The 20,445-nt window shown below is 72.0% G+C and carries 19 protein-coding genes; 11 read left to right on the top strand and 8 right to left on the bottom strand.

The annotated features are described in order from the left end of the window. Positions 1-10: 10 nt before the first annotated feature. Both FB455_RS28145 and FB455_RS28140 read right to left on the bottom strand, forming a co-directional pair. On the bottom strand, positions 11-280 hold the full coding sequence (locus tag FB455_RS28145; protein ID WP_013286134.1) for a DUF4873 domain-containing protein: 270 nt from the start codon (positions 278-280) through the stop codon (positions 11-13). Further along, a complete protein-coding gene (locus tag FB455_RS28140) occupies positions 277-993 on the bottom strand; it encodes a TetR family transcriptional regulator (RefSeq protein ID WP_013286135.1) in 717 nt (238 codons plus the stop codon). Before FB455_RS28140 ends, FB455_RS28145 begins: the two co-directional genes overlap by 4 nt. A gap of 48 nt (positions 994-1,041) precedes the next feature. Between FB455_RS28140 and FB455_RS28135 the strand changes: the two genes are divergently transcribed. Continuing rightward, on the top strand, positions 1,042-1,932 hold the full coding sequence (locus FB455_RS28135; RefSeq protein ID WP_013286136.1) for an AurF N-oxygenase family protein: 891 nt from the start codon (positions 1,042-1,044) through the stop codon (positions 1,930-1,932). A gap of 44 nt (positions 1,933-1,976) precedes the next feature. Here the strand turns inward: FB455_RS28135 and FB455_RS28130 are convergent, their stop codons facing one another. From FB455_RS28130 to FB455_RS28110, 5 genes are all read right to left on the bottom strand, one after another. Then, positions 1,977-3,443, bottom strand: coding sequence for a cellulase family glycosylhydrolase (locus FB455_RS28130; RefSeq protein ID WP_143025387.1), 1,467 nt, complete (start codon positions 3,441-3,443; stop codon positions 1,977-1,979). A gap of 139 nt (positions 3,444-3,582) precedes the next feature. After that, positions 3,583-3,873: a BON domain-containing protein gene (locus FB455_RS28125; RefSeq protein ID WP_013476931.1), complete on the bottom strand. Its 291-nt coding sequence runs from the start codon at positions 3,871-3,873 to the stop codon at positions 3,583-3,585. Next, a complete protein-coding gene (locus FB455_RS28120; RefSeq protein WP_071095191.1) occupies positions 3,867-4,433 on the bottom strand; it encodes an STAS domain-containing protein in 567 nt (188 codons plus the stop codon). Before FB455_RS28120 ends, FB455_RS28125 begins: the two co-directional genes overlap by 7 nt. Then, positions 4,430-4,744 carry a GlsB/YeaQ/YmgE family stress response membrane protein gene (locus tag FB455_RS28115; protein WP_013286140.1) on the bottom strand — a complete coding sequence of 105 codons (315 nt, stop codon included), beginning with the start codon at positions 4,742-4,744 and terminating at the stop codon, positions 4,430-4,432. Before FB455_RS28115 ends, FB455_RS28120 begins: the two co-directional genes overlap by 4 nt. Before the next feature lie 9 nt (positions 4,745-4,753). After that, positions 4,754-5,119, bottom strand: coding sequence for an STAS domain-containing protein (locus FB455_RS28110; protein ID WP_013476930.1), 366 nt, complete (start codon positions 5,117-5,119; stop codon positions 4,754-4,756). 149 nt (positions 5,120-5,268) lie between these two features. Between FB455_RS28110 and FB455_RS28105 the strand changes: the two genes are divergently transcribed. The 4 genes from FB455_RS28105 (at position 5,269) to FB455_RS28090 (ending at position 8,800) form a co-directional block, all read left to right on the top strand. Further along, a complete protein-coding gene (locus tag FB455_RS28105) occupies positions 5,269-5,943 on the top strand; it encodes a response regulator transcription factor (protein ID WP_013286142.1) in 675 nt (224 codons plus the stop codon). Continuing rightward, on the top strand, positions 5,940-7,289 hold the full coding sequence (locus FB455_RS28100; RefSeq protein ID WP_030273968.1) for a sensor histidine kinase: 1,350 nt from the start codon (positions 5,940-5,942) through the stop codon (positions 7,287-7,289). Before FB455_RS28105 ends, FB455_RS28100 begins: the two co-directional genes overlap by 4 nt. Beyond that, positions 7,286-7,849 (top strand): GerMN domain-containing protein, encoded by a 564-nt coding sequence (locus FB455_RS28095; RefSeq protein WP_013286144.1) that lies wholly within the window; start codon positions 7,286-7,288, stop codon positions 7,847-7,849. Before FB455_RS28100 ends, FB455_RS28095 begins: the two co-directional genes overlap by 4 nt. A gap of 141 nt (positions 7,850-7,990) precedes the next feature. Continuing rightward, on the top strand, positions 7,991-8,800 hold the full coding sequence (locus tag FB455_RS28090) for a SigB/SigF/SigG family RNA polymerase sigma factor (RefSeq protein WP_013286145.1): 810 nt from the start codon (positions 7,991-7,993) through the stop codon (positions 8,798-8,800). Between the two features lie 51 nt (positions 8,801-8,851). Here the strand turns inward: FB455_RS28090 and FB455_RS28085 are convergent, their stop codons facing one another. Then, positions 8,852-10,852: a glycosyl hydrolase family 28-related protein gene (locus FB455_RS28085; RefSeq protein WP_030275154.1), complete on the bottom strand. Its 2,001-nt coding sequence runs from the start codon at positions 10,850-10,852 to the stop codon at positions 8,852-8,854. A gap of 201 nt (positions 10,853-11,053) precedes the next feature. Between FB455_RS28085 and FB455_RS28080 the strand changes: the two genes are divergently transcribed. From FB455_RS28080 to FB455_RS28055, 6 genes are all read left to right on the top strand, one after another. Beyond that, complete coding sequence (locus tag FB455_RS28080) at positions 11,054-12,055, top strand: LacI family DNA-binding transcriptional regulator (RefSeq protein ID WP_013286147.1); 1,002 nt, start codon at positions 11,054-11,056, stop codon at positions 12,053-12,055. 346 nt (positions 12,056-12,401) lie between these two features. After that, entirely contained in the window at positions 12,402-13,778 is a 1,377-nt protein-coding gene (locus FB455_RS28075) for an ABC transporter substrate-binding protein (RefSeq protein WP_030275156.1), read from the top strand. Between the two features lie 60 nt (positions 13,779-13,838). Continuing rightward, positions 13,839-14,798, top strand: coding sequence for a carbohydrate ABC transporter permease (locus FB455_RS28070; RefSeq protein WP_013286149.1), 960 nt, complete (start codon positions 13,839-13,841; stop codon positions 14,796-14,798). 3 nt (positions 14,799-14,801) lie between these two features. Then, positions 14,802-15,689, top strand: a complete 888-nt coding sequence (locus FB455_RS28065; RefSeq protein ID WP_030275158.1) for a carbohydrate ABC transporter permease — start codon at positions 14,802-14,804, stop codon at positions 15,687-15,689. Between the two features lie 77 nt (positions 15,690-15,766). Then, a complete protein-coding gene (locus tag FB455_RS28060; protein WP_030275160.1) occupies positions 15,767-17,392 on the top strand; it encodes a glycoside hydrolase family 13 protein in 1,626 nt (541 codons plus the stop codon). A 148-nt stretch (positions 17,393-17,540) separates the two neighbouring features. Next, positions 17,541-20,435, top strand: coding sequence for a discoidin domain-containing protein (locus tag FB455_RS28055; protein ID WP_145755357.1), 2,895 nt, complete (start codon positions 17,541-17,543; stop codon positions 20,433-20,435). The last annotated feature ends 10 nt before the right edge of the window (positions 20,436-20,445 follow it).

Below are 20,445 nucleotides of genomic sequence, written 5' to 3'. Positions count from 1 at the left end.
ACGGCGCGGATCACTCGTCGTCCGGCGGCCAGGGTGGCGTGCCGACACCGGTGATGCGGACGCCGCCCCACGGGTCCACCTCGGCCAGCCGGGCCCGGGCGACCCGTTCGCCGATCCGGACCTCCACGTCGCGGCGGCCGGAGCGCAGCAGCCGGACCAGGCGCGGTTCCGGCTCGACCCGTCCGGCCCAGTGGTAGCGGCCGTCGACCGGCTCGAACCGCCCGCCGCCGTGCAACCGGACCGTGGTGCCGGCGATCTGGGCCGTGCCCTCCCAGGTCACCTGTCGATCCGTTCGTGCGCGCGGGTCAGCTCCGGTGGCAGGTCCGCGCCCCGGCGGACCCCCTCGATGCCGCTCCACAGCAGCGTGGTCAGGTATTCGGTGAGCGCGGCCCGGTGGATCGGCTGCCCGTGCGTGGTCCACCAGTCGCCGACCGCCTGCACGAACCCGACCAGCCCGTACGCCCACGGCTCGGCCGGGCCGGCGTCGAGGCCGAGCGCGCGCAGCCGGTCGCCGATGACCCGGGCCAGCCCGGTCGCGACCTGGCGGCTGGTGCCTGTCACCACCTGCTGGATGCCGGGATGCCCGGACTCGTGCACGAGGAACCGGTACAGCGACGGCTCGTACTCCACCACGCTCAGGTACGCGTCGATGGTCGCCTCGACCAGCGCGCGTTCCTCGCGTACCTGCTCCACGGCTGGGGCGATCGCGGCGACCACGCGCTCCGCGACCACCTCGCTGACCGCCAGCCAGAGTTGCGCCTTGTCGGCGAAGTAGCGGTAGAGCACCGGCTTGCTGACCCCGGCGGTGGCGGCGACCTGGTCCATGTCGACGCTCGGGCCGTGCTGCAGCAGTGCCTGCACGGCGGCGGCGATCAGTTCCTGCCGCCGCTGTTCGCGGTGGTCGGCCCAGCGGTCGCGCCGCCCGCCGGAACGGGGTGCGGCCGGCTCCGGAGGAGCGTCGGGGCCATTGACATCGGTGGTGGTCCGTCGCATGCTACCACTCGTAACAGTTACTCGAAGTTACGTCAATATGGAGGGGTCATGGCCGGGTTCCCGCGCGAGGCGGTCGCCGACCGCCTGCTCTCCGCCTCGGTACGCACCAGCTACGACCCGGTGGTCGACATCGACTGGTCGGCGCCACCGGTGCCCGGCGCGTACTGGCTGCCGCCCACGCGCAGCAGCCTCTACGGCACTCCACTGTGGGACGCCATGACCGAGGACCAGCGGGTCGAGCTGACCAAGCACGAGGTCGCCAGCGCGGCCAGCGCCGGGATCTGGTTCGAGACGATCCTCATGCAGATGCTGATCCGGCACTACTACGACGCCGACCCGACCAGCCGGCACGCCCAGTACGCGCTCACCGAGGTCGCCGACGAGTGCCGGCACTCCATCATGTTCGGCCGGCTCATCGAGGCCGCCGGCGCGCCGGTCTACCGGGCCGAGCCGTTCGACCACCTGCTCGGGCGCTGGCTCAAGTCCACGGCGACCGGCCCGCAGATGTACGCGGCCATCCTGATCGCCGAGGAGATCCTCGACTCGTTCCAGCGCGAGATCATGGCCGACGAGTCGTTGCAGCCGCTGATCCGGATGGTGTCGCGCATCCACGTGGTGGAGGAGGCCCGGCACGTGCGCTTCGCCCGCGACGAGCTGACCCGGCAGGTCGAGGCCGCCGGGCCGGTCGCGCTCGCGTACGCGCGGCTGGTGATCGGCCGGGCCGCGTACTCGATCACGCGGCGCCTGGTGCACCCGCGGGCGTACGCGGCGGTCGGGATCGACCCGGCGGCCGGCCGGGCCGCGGCGCGGGCCAACCCGCACTGGCGGGCCACGCTGCGCTGGTCCGCGCAGCGGATCGCCGACCACCTGACCGAACTGGGCCTGGTCGCCGGGCCGGGCCTGGTGCTGTGGCGCCGGGCCGGGCTGGTGGAGGGCTGACCGGCGGCGACCCGAAGGGGAAAGGATCGCCGCCGGCCGCCCGGTCACAAGGTGGGGAAGTTGTCGGCGGTACGGATGCGCTCGCGCATGAACGCGCCGGACTCGGTGAGCACCGACGTCCCGCCGAACGAGCCGGACGCGCAGGTGCCCGGCCGGAGCGCCGCCGAGCCCTCGGGCGCGTCGGAGAGCGTCCAGTTCGCGTAGCTGATCTTCAACCGGTCGAGCAGGTCGAGCCAGGCGTTGCTGCTGGCGGTGTCGACAGCGCCGTCACCGGTGTAGGTGACAGTGCCGAACTCGGTGACGAACAGCGGGAGCCGGCTCGCCGCCCGCTGCACCTCGTTGCGGTAGTTGTCCTTGTGCGACGCGGCGTAGAAGTGGAACGTGTACATGATGTTCTGCGCCCGCACCGGGTTGTTCACGATCTCGTCGGAGTTGCCGCCCTCGGAGACACCCAGCGAGGACCAGCCCCGGGTGCCGACGATGACCACCGCGTCCGGGTCGTTGGCCCGGATCACCGGGATGACCTGCTCGGCGTAGTTGCGGATGGTCGACCAGCTCACCCCGTTGGGCTCGTTGGTGATCTCGTAGATCACGTTCTTCTTCGCGGCGTTGCGCGCGGACACGTTGGCGAAGAACGTCTTGGCCCGGTCCAGGTTGTACATCGGGTCACCGGGCGTCAGCGTGTGGAAGTCGATGAGCGCGTACATGCCCCGGGCCTCGGCCTTGTCCACGAGCGTGTTCACCTGGTTGGTGAAGCCGGCCGGGTTGGTCTCGTAGCCCTGCTCCTGCACGTACATGGAGATGCGCAGCAGGTCGGACCGCCACTCGTTCGCGAGCACGTCGAGCGAGGCGTCGGTGTAGCAGTTGGCGAACCACTGCAACCCGTGCGTGCTCATGCCGCGCAGCTGGATCGGCCGCCCGTACTGGTTGCAGAGGTTGACGCCGCACACCTGGAGCTGGCCGTTGATCGCCACCGGCGTGGTGCCGGTCGGCGGCGGGGTGGTGGGTGGCGGGGTGGTGGGCGGGGGAGTGGTCGGCGGCGGCGGGGTGCTCGGCGGGGGCGTGCTGGGCGGCGGGGTGCTCGTGCCGCCGGTGCAGACCGTGCCGTTGAGCGTGAACGACGTGGGGCTCGGGTTCGACCCGGTCCACGAGCCGTTGAAGCCGATCGTGGTGCTCGCGCCGGTGCCGAGCGCGCCGTTGTAGTCCAGGCTGCGCGCGGTGACCGCCGAGCCGCTCTGCTGCCAGGTGGCCGACCAGCCCTGGACCACGCGCTGGCCGCCGTCGGGGAAGGTGAAGCCCAGCGTCCAGTTGCTCACCGGGTCGCCGAGGTTGCGTACCGCCACTGTCGCGGTGAAGCCGCCTTGCCAGGAGTTGGTGGTGTAGGTGACGGCGCAGCCGGTCGCCGCCATCGCGTCCGGCGAGGGCAGGACGGCCGTCGTCGCCAGGGCGAGCGCGCCGACCGCGCCGCCGACGAGCAGGTGCCGCCGGGACGGGCGGGGAATCGAGAACATGCGGGAAGGTCCCATCGTCTGGATGGTGAACGGACGGTGCCCGTCGTGAACCTGCCCGGAAAGCCCGACGCGGCGGCCTGGGGGAGCGCTCCCACGGCCGAGCGTAGAGGTGGATGCCGATGCGTGCAACAGTCGCCGCTCAGCGGCCGCCGCGCCGCCCGCCGTAGAGCCGCAGCGCGTTGCAGACGTCGAACACACCCGGCACGTCCCAGGCCAGCTCGGCGGCGACCAGGCGCGTCTCCGGGTCGGCCACCAGGCCGGCGAGGATGACCACGCGGTTCTGCACGGTCACTGTGATCTGCTGCCGGCGGGTGGTCCAGTCGGCGCTGAGCCGCTGCGCGACGAGCGACGCGAGCCGGGTGTCCGCGTCGTCGGGCTCCGGTCCGCCGCCGGTGTACGGGAACTCGGGGTACGGCCAGGGCATCACCACGGGGAGGGCTCCTTCTGTTCGGTCAGGACCGGTTGCCGGGTTGCGGGGCCCGGCGCCGGGACGCGGCCGTCGACGACTGTGAAGACGCCGTCGAGCCGCATGGTGTGCAGCACGGTGAGCACGAACCGCGACGGGGACAGCAGGCACAGCCGGCGGCCGTCGCGCCGGGCGTCCTGGTGCGCGCGCACCAGCAGGCTGAGCCCGGCGGAGTCGATCACCTCCAGGCCGGACAGGTCGACCAGCTCCATGTCGTCGCGGAGGGAACGCTCGTCGAGAGCGCGGCGGACCGCCGTGGCCGGGTCGAGTTCGTGGGCGGCCGGGGTGCCGGCGACCTGTTCCAGCTCGTCCAGGCCCAGACCGTCGTCGGCGATGGCCGCCCGGGCGCTGCACCGGGGGCAGTGATGCGGTCCGGACGCGAACGGCGAGCCGACCCAGTCGTGCTCGAACACGAGCGTCCACACCACCTCGGCGTCGGGCAGCGTGGCTCCGGTGCCGGTGACGCTGTCGCCGCAGGCGTCGCAGATGAGCATCATGAGGTGGTCCGCGGGAACGACGGTCACACCTCCTCCTTCCGCCGGCCGCCCGTACCGGGCGGCGTCTGCCCCTCCGCCTCCGGCCGGCCCGCGGCGACCACCGCCAGCACGACCGCCACGGCGGCGAAGCCGGTCTGCACCATCAGCGGCAGCACGGGCGATCCGTCGGTGCGGTGGTCCACCAGCCCGACCACGATCGCGCCGAGCAGCGCGGACGCCACGCCGAGCGCGAGTGTCAGCCACACCGGGACGGCCTTGCGCCCCGGCAGGACGAGGCGTCCCAGCCCGCCGACGGCCAGACCCACCACGAGCGCTCCGACGAGCGTGCTGCCGGTCACCACTCCTCCTCAGCGTGATGCGGACGCGACCCGGGCCCGGCCGCGCGCGGCCGGACGGGGCGTGTCGACGACGGGTACGGCGCCGAGCCCGGAGTTCTCCAGGATGCGCCGGATCCGCGGATGTGGATTGCTCAGCGTGAGCAGGCCGCCCTGCCGCGCCAGCCGGCGGTGCACGTCCAGCAGCAGCGCGACGGCGGCGGCGTCCACATGCCGGCACCCGGCGAGGTCGATCGTCAGCTCGCGGGGCCGTAGCGCGAGGATGCGGTCCAGCACGTGGGCGACCTCGGGCAGCCCGGCGAGGTCCAGCTCGTCGGTGATGTCCACGCGCACGTGCGGCACGGCGGACTCCGGCGGGGACGGCAGGCTGGCAGGCATCTGGTCGCTTCCGTGGTGGGATCGGGTCAGACCCCACTCTGCGCAGGGATCTTGGAGGTCACCGGACGGTTGTATGACGGTTCGATGACAAAAACCACGAACGGCCCACGCGATTGGGCGACCCGTGCCGGGCCGGTCATGATGCCCATATGACGGCCGTACTGGTGATCGAGGACGACGACCGCATCCGGCTCGCGCTGCAGCTCGCCCTGGAGGAGGAGGGCTACGAGGCGTACGGCGCGCCGACCGCCGAGGACGGCCTGCGCCGGCAGCGGGAGAAGCCGGCGGACTACGTGCTCGTCGACCTGATGCTGCCCGGCATGAACGGATTCGACTGCATCCGTCAGCTGCGCCGCGACGACGACGTGCCGGTCGTGGTGATCAGCGCCCGCGACGACACCCACGACATCGTCGCCGCGCTGGAGGCCGGCGCCGACGACTACGTGGTGAAGCCGGTCGCGATCAAGGAGCTGTCCGCCCGGCTGCGGGCGCTGCGCCGGCGCGTACGCACGGTGGCCGGGCCGGTGCCCGCCCAGTTCTTCGGCGACCTGGAGATCAGCGCGGAGGCCGGCGAGGTGCGGCGCTCGGGACAGCCGGTGCCTGTCACCCGCACCGAGTTCCGGCTGCTCTGCGAGCTGGCCGAGCACGCCGGGCGGGTGCTGTCGCGCCAGCAGCTGCTCAGCCGGGTCTGGGGCTACGAGACCGGCGACGAGCGGCTCGTCGACGTGCACGTGGGCCGGCTGCGGCAGAAGATCGAATCCGACCCGGCCAACCCGCGCCACCTGGTCACGCTGCGCGGCCTCGGCTACAAGCTCCAGCGATGACCCGGCCCGGCCTGCGCGCCCGGGTCACCGCGGCGTTCGCCGTCGGGGCGTTGCTGCTCTCCGCGCTGATGGCCCTCTTCTCGTACGACCTGACCCGGCGCTCGCTGCTCGACGAGCGGGAGCGCACCGCGGTACGGGCCGCCTACTACGACGCCGCCGTGGTCCGCTCCGGCCTGGACACCGGCACCCCGGACGTGGTGGCCGTGCTGCGCTCGCTCGACACCGGCAGCGCGCGTCGCCCGCTGCTGCACCTGCCCGACGGCTGGTACGCCCGTACCGCGGACGTGGGCGCCAGCTCGGTGCCGGTGGAGTTGCAGCGCGTGGTGGCCGACGGCAAGCCCGCCGTGCAGCGGATCCGGCTCGACGGGCAGCCCGTGCTGCTTGTCGGCGTGCCGTTGCCCGGCGCGCTCGGCTACTACGAGCTGACCTCGCTGCGGGAGGTCGAGGAGACGTTCCAGGTGGTGGGCCTGGCACTGATCGCCGTGGCGATCATGGTCGCCGGGGCGGGCGCGGCGCTCGGCTGGTACGCCACCCGGCACAGCCTGCGGCCGCTCACCGCGGTCGCCGACGCGGCGGAACGGATCGCGGCCGGCGACTTCGCCACCCGGCTCGACCCGACCACCGATCCCGACCTCACCCGCCTGTCCAGCTCGTTCAACGAGATGGTCGACAAGCTGGTGCACCGCATCGAGCGGGACCGGCGCTTCGCCGCCGACGTGAGCCACGAGCTGCGTTCGCCGTTGCAGACCCTGGCCGCCGCCGCGAGCGTGCTCCACCGCCGCCGGGAGCACCAGGACGAACGCACCGCGACCGCGGCGGGCCTGGTCGCCGACGAGGTGACCCGGTTCCAGCGCCTGGTCGACGATCTCATCCAGCTTGCCCGCACCGAGCAGCCGGCGCACCGCGAGACGGTCGACGTGCTGGAGCTGGCCCGGACCGTCTGCCGGGAGCGGTCGCTGCCGGAGAGCCTGGTGACGGTCGAGGGCGACGCCCCGCGCCTGTGGTGGGTCGACCGGCGCCGGTTCGCCCAGACGCTGCTGAACCTGGTGGAGAACGCCGAGCGGTACGGCGGCGGGCCGGTCGCCGTACGCCTCGGCGGGAGCGACGGCGTGGGCGTGCTGGAGGTCGACGACGACGGTCCGGGCGTACCGCCCGGTGACCGCGAGATCATCTTCGACCGGTTCGTGCGGGGGCGGGCGGCGCACGACCGGGCCGGCACCGACGGCACCGGTCTCGGGCTCGCGCTTGTGGCGCAGCACGCCGCCGCGCACGGCGGTACGGCCGCGGTGCTGGACCGCGAGCCCGGCGCCCGGTTCCGGGTCGAGCTGCCCGGAGCGCTGCGATGAGCCGCCGGCGGCTCCTGCCCGCCCTGCTCGCGGCCGTGCTGCTGGCCGGCTGCGGGGTGCCGGTGGACGACGAGCCCCGCCTGGTGCAGACGCCACCGGGCGCGTTCCCGACCCCCACGGTGTCCTCGACCGCCGACGGCGACGGGCGGGTGGACGAGCCGTTCTGCTTCGTCCGGGACGACGGGCTGGTCGTGGTCAAGCGCCGGGTGGACGGGCTGCCGGAGGTGGATGCGCACCTCCAGCACCTGCTGGCCGGTCCGGACGGCGGCGAGCGCCGTCAGGGGCTGGCCACGGCGCTGCCCGGCACGGTCGCGGTGGCCGGGGCGACGCTGGCCGGCACGCTCGCCACGGTCGACGTACGCCAGGCCGGGGAGGAGACCGGCCGCAACGACGAGGTGCTGGCCTTCGGGCAGATCGTGTGCAGCCTCACTCAGCGGCCCGACGTGTTCAGCGTGGCGTTCCGCCGGGACGGCCAGCCGCTGGAGGTGCCACGCGCGGACGGGAGCCTCTCCGCGCTGCCGCTCACCGCCGCCGACTACCGGCCGCTGTTACCTCGCTGACACCCTTCATCGCCGCTCTGTCCGTATATGAACCGAAATCTCCATCGTCCGTTCGGTTGATTTGGTGGTGACCTTTGGTCTAGTGTGGCTGGCACGACCGGTGTGGGAGGCCACCCGTTCTCCGAGGACAGGAAGGGCAGCATGACCACGATGACCATGGGATCGACCGCCACCGAGGTGCACCGCGCGCCGCAGACGGGCGAGGAGACCCGCGCCAGCGAGCTGATCGCGGCGCTCGCCGCACTGCCGGCCGACCACCCGCAGCGGGCCGCCCTGCGCAACCAGGTCATCGAGGCGTGGCTGCCGCTGGCGAACCACCTGGCCGCCCGCTACAGCGGTCGCGGCGAGCCGGCCGGTGACCTGGCCCAGACCGCGGCGCTCGGCCTGATCAAGGCAGTCGACCGGTTCGACGCCTCGCGCGGCGTCGACTTCGCCGGCTTCGCCATCCCGACCATCCTCGGCGAGATCAAGCGGCACTTCCGCGACCGCACCTGGAACATCCGGGTTCCCCGGCGCCTCCAGGAGCTGCGGCTGCGCATCTCCGAGGCCAACAGCACGCTGACCCAGACGCTCAACCGGGCCCCGACCGTCGCCGACATCGCCGCCCACCTCGACGTCACCGAGGAAGAGGTGCTGGAGGGCCTGGAGGGCGCCCGCGCGTACAACGCGGTCTCGCTGTCCACCCCGATCGGCGACGGCGACAGCGCCACCGAGCTGGGCGACACGCTCGGCACCGAGGACAACGAGTACGAGCTGGCCGACCTGCGCGCCTCGCTCGGCCCGGCGCTCGCCACGCTCGACGAGCGGGAGCAGAAGATCCTCACGCTGCGCTTCTACGGCAACCTGACCCAGAGCGAGATCGCCGCCCGGGTCGGTGTCTCCCAGATGCACGTGTCCCGGCTGCTCGCCCGCGCCCTGACCAAGCTGCGCGGCCAGCTCACCGAGGCCTGATCGACCCTTGACGCGACCCCCGCCGGCCCGTCCGGCGGGGGTCGCGTCGTGTCACCAGCGCGAGGGCGGGGGCGGCGGCACCACCGGCGGCCGGTCGTCGCAGGTGATGGTGTTCGGCAGCAGCCACGGGGCCAGCCACCCGCCGTCGTTGCCACCCAGATCGGTCAGGGCGAACTCCGACCCGGCGGGTGTGAAGTGGAACGACCCGCAGTTGTTGACGCCGACCGCGCCCACGTTGCGGGCGTCGACGTTCGCGAAGCTCGCCCCGCCCGCCGTACGCGCGCTGACCACCGACGTGCCGGTGCCGTCGACCCGGATGTCGCGGAAGCGGACGTTGTCGATGCGGACGCTGTCCTTCACCGGCCAGTCGCTGACCAGCATGATCGCGTTGTAGGTGCTGTCCAGGTACGCGTCGCCGGTCACCTGGATGTCCGCGGCGTCGATGCTGCGGTCCAGCGCGTAGAACCAGATCGCGCCGAGGCCGATGTTCCAGTTCAGGTCGTACGTGCCGGCCCGCACAGTGGTGTTGCCGGTGATCCGCAGTCGGCCGGTGAACGGCTCGGCCCCGAACCGGGAGCCCACCTGGATCGCGCTGCCCTCGCGTACCGGGTCGGCGATCAGGTTGTGCGCGACGGTCAGGTCGGCGCCGCCGTACAGCGCGATGCCGTTGGCGAGCACCGGCGACTGCACCGTGTTGTAGGCGAACGTGTTCGACGCGTTCGCCGTACCCTCCGACCACATCGCCAGCGCGTCGTCGCCGCTGTTGCGGACCACCGAGTTCGTCACCGACGAGTGCGTGACGCCGGTGTGGAAGTTCAGCCCGTCGGCGATCTGGTCGGCGATCACCGTGTTCGTGACCCGCAGGCCGGTCATCGGCCCGTCGAACCACATGCCGACCTTCGTGTGGTGCAGGTAGAGGCCGTCGATGGTGCTGTGGTTCAGCGCCCCGCCGACGGCGTTCACCTGGTCGGTGTCGATCCGCTCCCGCACGTCGCCCTCGATCGCGAAACCGGACAGGTGCACGTCGCTGCTGCCGCCGTCGGCGGCGTCGCGGCCGTAGAAGCCGACGCCCGTGTGGCGGGAGCCGTCGGGCGCCGGGGTGTCCAGGGCGACCTCGCGCCCACGCACGATCGTGTACCAGCTCCCGGCCCCGGCGATCGTCACGTCGTCGACGATTATGTGCCGGTTGACCTGGTAGGTGCCCGGCGGCAGGTAGAGCGGGCGGTCCACCCGGCGGGCGTACGCGATCGCGCGGTCGAACGCGTCGGCGGACTCCCGGCGGCCGGTCGGGTCGGCGCCGAAGGACAGCGCGTTCACCGCGCGGGGGACCACGCGGGGCGGGGCGACCAGATGCGCGTCCACCAGGTCGATCACCGTCCACGCGGCGGCCGTGCCGCGCGGCGCGGTCAGCCGGACCACCTCGCCGGCCCGATGGGTACGGCCGAGCAGCAGGCGCTGCTCGTCGTAGAAGTGGTGCGGCCGGAACGGCTTGCTGATCACCGGCGCGGGCGTGGTGGCGGCCGGGACGCAGGAGCACTCGGTGATCCACCAGTCCGGGTGCAGCAGGTCGGCGCCGGGATCGTTTGTGAACGGGTACTGGTTGTAGAGCCAGGCGTACTGCGAGGTCAACGTCATGGTGCGGGCGGGCGCGTGCCCGACTGACACCCGCAGCGGCGCGGTGATCCCGCCGCCGCCCGGCGCGTCCGGGATGCTGTAGCGCACGGTCAGCGCGTTCGTGGCCCGGGGGAGCGTGAGTTCGACGTACTGGCCGGGCAGCAGGCGTACGGCCCGGCGGCCGGACGCCTCACCGGCGAGTGTGTACGCCGACCGGTCCGGCCCGATCACGGCGCCGGTGGTCCGGCCGTGTTCCGCCTCCTGTTCGACGTAGTCCACAGTCGCACCGCGACCGGCCACGAGCGCGGGGTCCAGCCCGGCGCGGGTCACCACGGGAGCCGGTCCGCGCGGCGGGCCCGCAGTGGCGGCACCGGGCGGTACGAGCAGGGCGGCGGCGACGAGCGCCGCCGCGAGGATCCTCGGCACGCTCCGCGACATCGGAGCACCCACTTTCTCGGGGGGGACGGGTGGCCTCGGCGGCGCAGGCCATCGACAAGGTTCCTCATGTTATTCCGGTGCTCTGTTGCCTTTCAAGCATCAATCTGCTCGCATCTTTCGGACCGCCTGCCTCCGCACGCGGCAAGAACCGACCACTTCAGCTGTTCATTTCTTGCAAGAATCCGACGTACGATTGCCGCCGTGACGAAGCGCCTGACCGAGGTGGCCCGCAAGGCGGGCGTCAGCGAGGCGACCGTGAGCCGGGTGCTCAACGGCCGCGGCGGCGTGTCCGAGGCGACCCGGACCGCCGTGCTGACCGCCCTCGACGTGCTCGGATACGAGCGCCCGACGAAACTGCGCGGCGAGCGTGCCCGCCTGGTCGGCCTGGTCCTGCCGGAGTTGCAGAACCCGATCTTCCCGGCCCTGGCCGAGGTGGTCACCGGCTCCCTCGCCCAGCGCGGCTTCACCCCGGCGCTCTGCGCCCGCACCATCGGCGGCGTGCCGGAGTCCGGATACGTGGAGATGCTGCTCGACCACCAGGTCAGCGGCGTCATCTTCGCCGGTGGCTCGTACGCCCTCGCCGACGCCTCGCACGAGCACTACCGGCGCCTGACCGACCGCGGCCTGCCCGTGGTGCTCGTCAACGCCGGCGTCGAGGAGCTGGGCTTCCCACGGGTGTCCACGGACGACGCGGTCGCCGTCGAGCAGGCGTACGGGCACCTGCGCTCCCTCGGCCACGAGCGGATCGGCATGGTGCTCGGCCCGGCCGACCACGTGCCCTCGCGCCGCAAGCTCGACGCCATGGTCCGGGCCGCCGGCTGGGGCGAGGACCGGTCCCTGGTGGAGCGGTCCAGCTTCTCCATGGAGGGGGCGCGGGTCGCGGCCACGAAGCTGATCGAGCGCGGTGCGACAGGGATCGTCTGCGCCAGCGACGTGCTGGCGCTGGGCACCATCCGGGCCGCCCGCCGCCTGGGCTGCGCCGTACCGGCCGACGTCTCGGTGGTCGGCTTCGACGACTCGGCGTTCATGACCTGCACCGATCCGCCGCTGACCACTGTGCGGCAGCCGATCGAGACGATGGGCCAGGCCGCTGTGGACCTCCTGGTGACCCAGATCGAGGGCGCCGGCGTGCTGCACGACGAGCTGCTGTTCGAGCCCGAGCTGGTAGTACGCGGCTCCACCGCCCCCGCCCCTCGCCGCTGACCCCCGGCGGCTTCCGCCGCCTCGCCCTGCCGCGCGGCGCCTCGCCACGTCCGTCGATCTTGGAGTAATGGCGCGCCCGGAATGCGGCCTACTTCCATTATCTGAGGTGCCACAACTCCAAGACCGACCGACGGGCCGCGCCGCAGTCGAGTTCTTGCATTCTCGCGTTCGCATCTTGCTGGGTTCGGTTCGCGTCGCTACAGTGACTCCACTCACACCTGACCCGGGGCGCGGTTTCCGGAGGCAGGGCGCGCGCCGGTTGCCGTTCCACCACCTGAGGGCAGCCGCGCGGTCACCGCACATCAGTGAAGGCCATGGATACACCCGTTCCCGAAGGGATGGACAGATGTCCGTACCGCAGTATCGGAAGGTCGCGGCGCTCGCGCTCGCGGCCGGCCTCGGGCTCAGCCTTGCGGCGTGCTCCACCAAGAGCGACGACAGCAGCGACGCCGGCGGCAAGGTCACCATCACCGTCGACTGCCAGCCGGTCGGCGCGCAGAAGGAACTGCTGAAGAACTGGAACGACGACGTCGCCGAGTTCCAGCGGCAGAACCCGGACATCGTCGTCAAGAGCGTCAGCGTCGGCGAGCAGTGCAACAACCCGCCGGACTTCACCGCCCGCCTCGCCGGCGGCACCGTCACCGACGTGTTCTACGGCTACATGACCGACCTCCAGCAGGTGCTGGACTCCGGTCAGGCGATGGACATCGGCCAGTACGCCACCAAGGACACCATCCCCACCTGGGACAGCGTCGACCCGGCGCTGAAGGAGGTCTTCACCGACGGCGGCAAGCTCTACGCCGTACCGGTGAAGAACTACTCGATGGGCCTGATCTACAACAAGGCGCTGTTCCAGCGGGCCGGGCTCGACGTGAACAACCCGCCGAAGACCTGGCCCGAGGTGCGGGCCGCGGCCAAGAAGATCTCCGCGCTCGGCGACGGCATCGCCGGGTACGCCGAGTACAGCGCCGGCAACACCGGCGGCTGGCACTTCACCTCGCTGCTCTACTCCCAGGGCGGCCAGGTGCTCAGCGCCGACGGCAAGAAGGCCGACTTCAACAACGCGATGGGCAAGCAGGTCCTGCAGAACCTCAAGGACATGCGGTACGGCGACAACAGCATGGGCAGCCGGCAGCTGCTCCAGTGGGGTGACCTGCTCACCAACGCCGGCGCCGGCAAGGTCGGCATGTTCATCGGCGCGCCGGACGCGACCCAGGCGATCGTGAGCCAGTTCCAGGGCAAGTACCAGGACTGGGCGATGGGTCCGCTGCCCGGCCAGGACGGGCCGGCCAAGGCCACGCTCGGCGGCGGCGAGGGTTACTTCTTCAAGAAGGGCCTGAGCCCGGAGCAGGTCAAGGCCGGTCTGAAGTGGCTCGCCTACCAGAAGCTGACCCCTGGCAAGGGCCAGTTCGACTACGTGCGCGCCAAGCCGCAGAACTACCCGGTCGGCCTGCCCCAGCCGCTGCTGTTCACGAACGGCAGCGACGCGCAGAAGCAGGAACTGGAGCTGCGCAAGGCCAACGCGAACGTGGACACCACCAACTTCGCGGTCTTCGAGGCCAACCCGGTGCCGATCAAGGGGGAGCCGCGCAACGCCCAGGCCGTCTACGCGGTGCTCGACGCCGCGATGTCCGGGGTGCTGACCAACCCGAACGCGAACATCGACGCGCTGCTCAAGACCGCCGAGGACAAGGTCAACCAGCTTCTGGCCGCGCAGAGCTGACCCGACCGGAGGTGGGGCCGGCGCACCGGCCCCACCTCCCCGAGCACCGCAGGAGTCGCCTTGGCGCTCACCACCGCCCCCGGTGCCACCCGCCGTCCCGGCCCCGCCGCGCCGACGCCGTCGCGTACCGCCGGACGCCGCGCCGGACTCGGCCGCAAGGTCCGGGACAACCTCACCGGGCACGCGTTCCTCATCGGCGCTGTCGTCTGCTTCGCCGTCTTCTCCTGGTACCCGATGGTCCGCGGCGTCGTGATGAGCTTCCAGCGCACCCGCCGCGGTGAGACCACCTGGGTGGGCTGGGACAACTACAGCCGGATCATCGCCGATCCGAGCTTCTGGACCGCCTGGAAGAACACGTTCGTCTTCACCGGCCTGGCGCTCGTCCTCGGCTACCTGGTGCCGTTCTTCGTGGCGATCCTGCTCAACGAGCTGCGCCACGCCAAGGGCTACCTGCGGGTGCTCGTCTACCTGCCGGTGATGCTGCCGCCGGCGTCCGCGCTGTTCCTGTTCAAGTTCTACGCGTACGACCCGAGCGAGGCGGGGCTGTTCAACGCGATCCTCACCGCGCTGGGACTGCCCACGTCGGAGTGGATGCAGTCGCCCACGATGACGATGCCGGCCATGGTGATCGCGTCGACCTGGATGAACATGGGCGGCGCCGTGCTGATCTACCTGGCCGCGCTGCAGAACATCCCCGGCGAGCTGTACGAGGCCGCCGAGATCGACGGCGCCGGGGTGTGGCGGCGAATCCTGCACGTGACGGTCCCGCAGACCCGGCTGATCCTCGCGCTGCTGGCGATGCTCCAGATCGTCGCCACCATGCAGCTGTTCATCGAGCCGCTGATCCTCGCCAACGGCGCCGGTACGCAGGACTCGGCGACCTCCGTGGCGTACCTGATCTACCAGCACGGGTTCTTCCAGAACGACCTCAACGGCGCCGCCGCGCTCGGCGTGATCATGCTGGTGGTGCTGGCCGGGTTCTCCGCCGTCTACCTGCGACTGACCGCGAGACAGGACTAGGACATGGCCGCCGACCCCACCACCCGTACCCTCATCTCCCACGCCCAGCTGCGGCGCGGTCGCGGCCGCGTCCTCTACTGGGTCGTGCTCTCCGTGGTCGTGGCCGGGTTCACGCTGGTGTTCCTCGGCCCGCTGTACTGGATGGTCACCGGCGCGCTGAAGTCCGGCCAGGAGATCGCCCAGACGCCGCCGTCGCTGTTCCCGCGCGACCCGCAGCCGGGCAACTACGTCGACGCCTGGAACAACCTGGATCTCGCGAAGCTGCTGTTCAACACGTTCTACTACGCCACCGGCGCGGTGGTGTTCCAGCTCGTCTTCGACACCGCGGCGGCGTACGCGTTGTCGAAGCTGCGCCCGGTGCTGGGCAAGCTGATCCTCGGCATGATGCTGGCGACGCTGATGATCCCGGCGATGGTGCTGATCGTCCCGCAGTACGTCACGGTGATCGACCTGCCGATCGTGCACGTCAACCTGCTCGACTCGCCGTTCGCGATCTGGCTGCCGCTGGTGGCGAACGCGTTCAACATCTTCCTGCTGAAACGGTTCTTCGACTCGATCCCGGAGGACCTGATGGCAGCCGCCGTGATGGACGGCGCCACCCCGCTGCGCACGCTCTGGTCGATCGTCCTGCCGATGTCCCGCCCGATCCTCGGCGTCGTGGCGATCTTCGCGGTGACGGCGGTCTGGAAGGACTTCCTCTGGCCGAAGCTGGTCATGCCGTCGCCGGAGACGCGGACCGTCAGCGTCGGCATCTACGCCTTCGCCGGCGGCACCCCGATGAACGTGGTCATCGCCGCGTCGGTGATCGCCGCGATCCCCACAGTCGTGCTGTTCCTGATCTTCCAGCGCAACATCATGTCCGGCCTGACCACAGGCGGCCTCAAGGGCTGACCCCGCGCCACCGCCCGCACCCGGGCCGCGAGCCCGCCGCAGCAGAACCGACCCGCAGAAAGCAGGTGCCCGTGTCCATGGCCGACAACAGCCCGTGGTGGCGCTCCGCGGTGATCTACCAGGTCTATCCGCGCAGCTTCGCCGACGGCGACGGCGACGGGATCGGCGACGTCGCCGGCATCCGGTCCCGCCTGGATCACCTCGCCGCGCTCGGCGTCGACGCCATCTGGTTCAGCCCCTGGTACCCGTCGCCGATGGCCGACGCCGGCTACGACGTGTCCGACTACCGCGACATCGACCCGGTCTTCGGCACCCTCGCCGAGGTGGAGGCGCTGATCGCGGAGGCGCACGCGCTCGGCATCCGCAGCATCGTCGACGTGGTGCCCAACCACTGCTCCGACGCGCACCCCTGGTTCCGGGCCGCGCTCGCCGGCGGGCCGGGCGCGCCCGAGCGGGACCTGTTCTGGTTCCGCGCCGGCCGGGGACCGGGTGGCGACCTGCCGCCCACCGACTGGACCGGCGAGTTCGGCGGCCCCACCTGGACCCGCACCACCGACCCGGACGGCACCCCCGGCGACTGGTACCTGCACCTGTTCGCCCCGCAGCAACCCGACTTCAACTGGGACCACCCCCGGGTCCGCGCCGAGTTCGAGGACATCCTGCGCTTCTGGTTCGACAGGGGCGTGGACGGCATCCGCATCGACTCGGCCGGGCTGCTGGTCAAGGACGGCACGCTGCCCGAGGTGCACCCGGACCGACCGCACCCGTTCCGCGACCAGGACGGCGTGCACGACGTGTACCGCGCCTGGCGGCGCATCGCCGACTCGTACCCGGGCGGGCGGGCCCTGGTCGGCGAGGTGTGGTTGCCCGACCGGCAGCGGTTCGCGAACTACCTGCGCCCGGACGAGCTGCACACCGCGTTCAACTTCGACTTCCTCGGCTGCGCCTGGGACGCCACGTCACTGCGGGAGAGCATCGACGGCACGCTCGCCGCGCACGCCCCGGTCGGCGCGCCGGCCACCTGGGTGCTGTCCAACCACGACGTCACCCGTCACGTCACCCGGTACGGCCGCGCCGACACCCGGTTCAGCTTCGCCGCCAAGCGCGAGGGCATCCCCACCGACCTGGAACTGGGCACCCGCCGGGCCCGTGCCGCCGCGCTGCTGTCGCTCGCACTACCCGGCGCCGCCTACGTCTACCAGGGCGAGGAGCTGGGGCTCTGGGAGGTCGAGGACATCCCGTACGAGTTGCGGCAGGACCCGATGTGGGAGCGGTCCGGACGGGTCGACCCCGGCCGCGACGGCTGCCGGGTGCCGCTGCCCTGGCAGGGCGACACCCCGCCGTTCGGGTTCAGCCCCGACGGCGCCGCAGCCGCGCCGTGGCTGCCGCAACCGGCGGACTGGAAGGACCGCACGGTCCGCGCCCAGACCGGCGATCCGCACTCGATGCTGGAGCTGTACCGGGCCGCGCTGACGCTGCGCCGCGCCGAACCCGCGCTCGGCGACGGCACGCTCACCTGGCTGCCCGCACCGGACGGCGTGCTCGCGTTCGCCCGCGAACCCGGCTTCACCTGCCTGGTCAACCTCGGCGACGCAGCGGTGCCGCTGCCCGCGCACGACCGGCTGCTGCTCGCCAGCGGCCCACTCGACGACGACCGGCTGCCACCGGACACCGCGGTCTGGCTGCGTACCCGATCGGCCTGACCGCGGCGCCGGCGGTCCCGTCCCGCCGCCGGCGCCGCGACACCGGCGGCCCGTCCCGGCCGCCACCACGCGACACACCTGGGGAGGAGGAAGGAGAGGCAACGCCGCACGGGGGATCTGGCCACCGACGAAAGGGAGCACACCCCGCATGGCCGAGCACCGCACCGAGCACCGCACCGAGCACCGCACTGCGCACCGCCGCCGCAGCACCGGCGTGGCCGCCCTCGCCGCCGCCGCGCTCGCCGCCTCGACACTCGTCGTCGTGGCGCTCACCACGACCGCCACCCCGGCGCGTGCCGCCGGACTGTCCCCGTTCGACATCACCGGACGCGGCGCCACGGTGCCGTTCCGGGAGCAGGAGGCCGAGCAGGCCGCCCACACCGGCACGAAGATCGGCCCCGACCGGCGCTACGGCACGCTGCCGTCCGAGGCGTCCGGCCGGGAGGCGGTCACGCTCGACGCCGTCGGCGAGTACGTCGAGTTCACGCTCACCGCCCCGGCCAACGCGGTCACGTTCCGGTACAGCCTGCCGGACAACGCCGCCGGCACCGGCCGCGACGCCACCATCGACCTGCGCGCCAACGGCGCGCTGGTCAAGGCGGTGCCGGTCACCTCCCGGTACGGCTGGTACTACGGCGGCTACCCGTTCAACAACAACCCGGGCGACACCAACCCGCACCACTTCTACGACGAGACCCGGACCATGTTCGGCACCACGTACCCGGCCGGCACGAAGATCCGCCTCCAGGTCTCCTCGACCGCCCAGTCACCCACGTTCACCATCGACCTGGCCGACTTCGAGCTGGTCGGCGCGCAGATCACCAAGCCGTCCGGCGTGCTGGACGTGGTGACCGACTTCGGCGCCGACCCGACCGGCGCCACCGACTCGACGGCGAAGTTCCAGGCCGCCGTGGACGCCGGCAAGGCACAGGGCCGGACGGTGTGGATCCCGGCCGGCACGTTCACGCTCTGGGACCACGTGGTGGTCGACGGCGTGACGCTGCGTGGCGCCGGCCCCTGGTACTCGGTGCTCGGCGGCCGGCACCCCACCGACCGCAAACGCGCCGCCGGCATCTACGGCAAGTACGTGCCGGGCGGCGGCTACTCCGGCGAGATCCGCCCGCACGAGGCCGGCGGGCCCAGCCGCAACGTCACGCTGCGGGACTTCGCCGTCATCGGCGACATCCGGGAACGCGTCGACGAGGACCAGGTCAACGCCATCGGCGGCGCGATGACGAACTCCGTGGTGGACAACCTGTGGTTGCAGCACACCAAGGTCGGCGCCTGGATGGACGGGCCGATGGACAACTTCACCATCCGCAACAGCCGGATCCTCGACCAGACCGCCGACGGGGTGAACTTCCACTGGGGCGTCACCAACTCCACAGTCACCAACACGTTCGTCCGCAACACCGGTGACGACGCGCTGGCCATGTGGGCGCAGAGCGTGCCGAACGTCGGCAACTCCTTCACCCGCAACACCATCGGCGTGACGATCCTGGCCAACCACCTGGTCACGTACGGCGGGCGGGACATCACCATCGCCGACAACGTCACAGCCGACTCGGTCACCAACGGCGGCGGCATCCACGTGGCGAACCGCTATCCGGGCGTCACCGGGCCGACCGCCGTGGCCGGCACCATCACGGTGGCCCGCAACACGCTGATCCGCAACGGCAACTCCGACTACAACTGGCAGTTCGGTGTGGGCGCGATCTGGTTCTCCGCGCTCAACGAGCCGATCCAGGGCGCCACGATCAACGTCACCGACACCGACATCCTGGACAGCTCGTACGCGGCGCTGCACTGGATCGAGGGGCAGACCAGCGGCATCTCGTTCGACAACGTGCGCATCGACGGCGCGGGCACGTACGCGCTCCAGGTGCAGGCGCCCAGCCAGGTCCGGTTCACCAACGTCCGCGCCACCGGCATCGCCCAGTCCAACCCGATCCACAACTGCGTCGGCAGCGGCTTCCAGATCACCCAGGGCACCGGCAACTCCGGCTGGTACACGCCCACCCCGTACTGCGGGCCGTGGCCGCAGCCGCAGTGGGGCAACGGCCCGTCCAGCCCGCCGCCCACCAGCCCCGCGCCGACCACGGCAGCGCCGACGACGGCAGCGCCGACCACCGCGCCGCCGACCACGCCGCCGCCGGCCGGCGGGAACCTGGCGCTGGGCCGGCCGGCGACCGCCACCAGCACCACCCAGACGTACGCCGCCGGCAACGCCGTCGACGGCAACCCGGCCAGCTACTGGGAGAGCGCCAACAACGCGTTCCCGCAGTCGCTCACCGTCGACCTCGGCGCGTCGCGCACAGTCGACCGGGTGGTGCTGAAGCTCCCGCCCGGCTGGGAACGGCGCACCCAGACGCTGTCCGTGCTCGGCTCCACCGACGGCTCCTCGTACACCACGCTCGCCGCGTCGGCGGGCCGCGTGTTCGACCCGGCCGCCGGCAACACCGTGCCGATCGCGCTGCCGTCCGGCGACCGCCGGTTCGTCCGGGTCACAGTCACCGGCAACACCGGCTGGCCGGCGGGCCAGCTCGCCGAACTGGAGGTGTACGGCGGCGGCACCACCACACCGCCGCCTGCCACGACGCCGCCGCCCACCACCGCGCCGCCGGCCGGGAACCTTGCGGCGGGCCGGCCGGTGGCGGAGACCAGCCACGCCGACGTGTACGGCGCCGCCAACATCGTCGACGGCAACGCGAACACCTACTGGGAGAGCGCCAACAACGCCTTCCCTCAGTCGGTGACAGTCGACCTGGGCAGCGCCCGGCCGGTCGCCCCGGTGGTGCTGAAGCTGCCCCCGTCGTCGGCCTGGCAGACCCGTACCCAGACCGTCTCCGTGCTCGGCTCCACCGACGGCTCGTCGTTCTCGACGCTCAAGGCGGCGGCCGGCTACACGTTCGACCCGGCGGGCGGCAACAGCGTGTCGATCGCGCTGCCCGCCGGTGACCGCCGCTTCGTGCGGCTGACCTTCACCGGCAACACCGGCTGGCCGGCCGGCCAGCTGTCCGAGTTCGAGGTGTACGCCTCCTGACCCGGCGCGG

It is taken from the genome of Micromonospora sp. CNZ296 (assembly GCF_007827635.1).
Note: the sequence above shows the minus strand (reverse complement) of the source record. Positions and strands in the feature narration are given on the sequence as shown.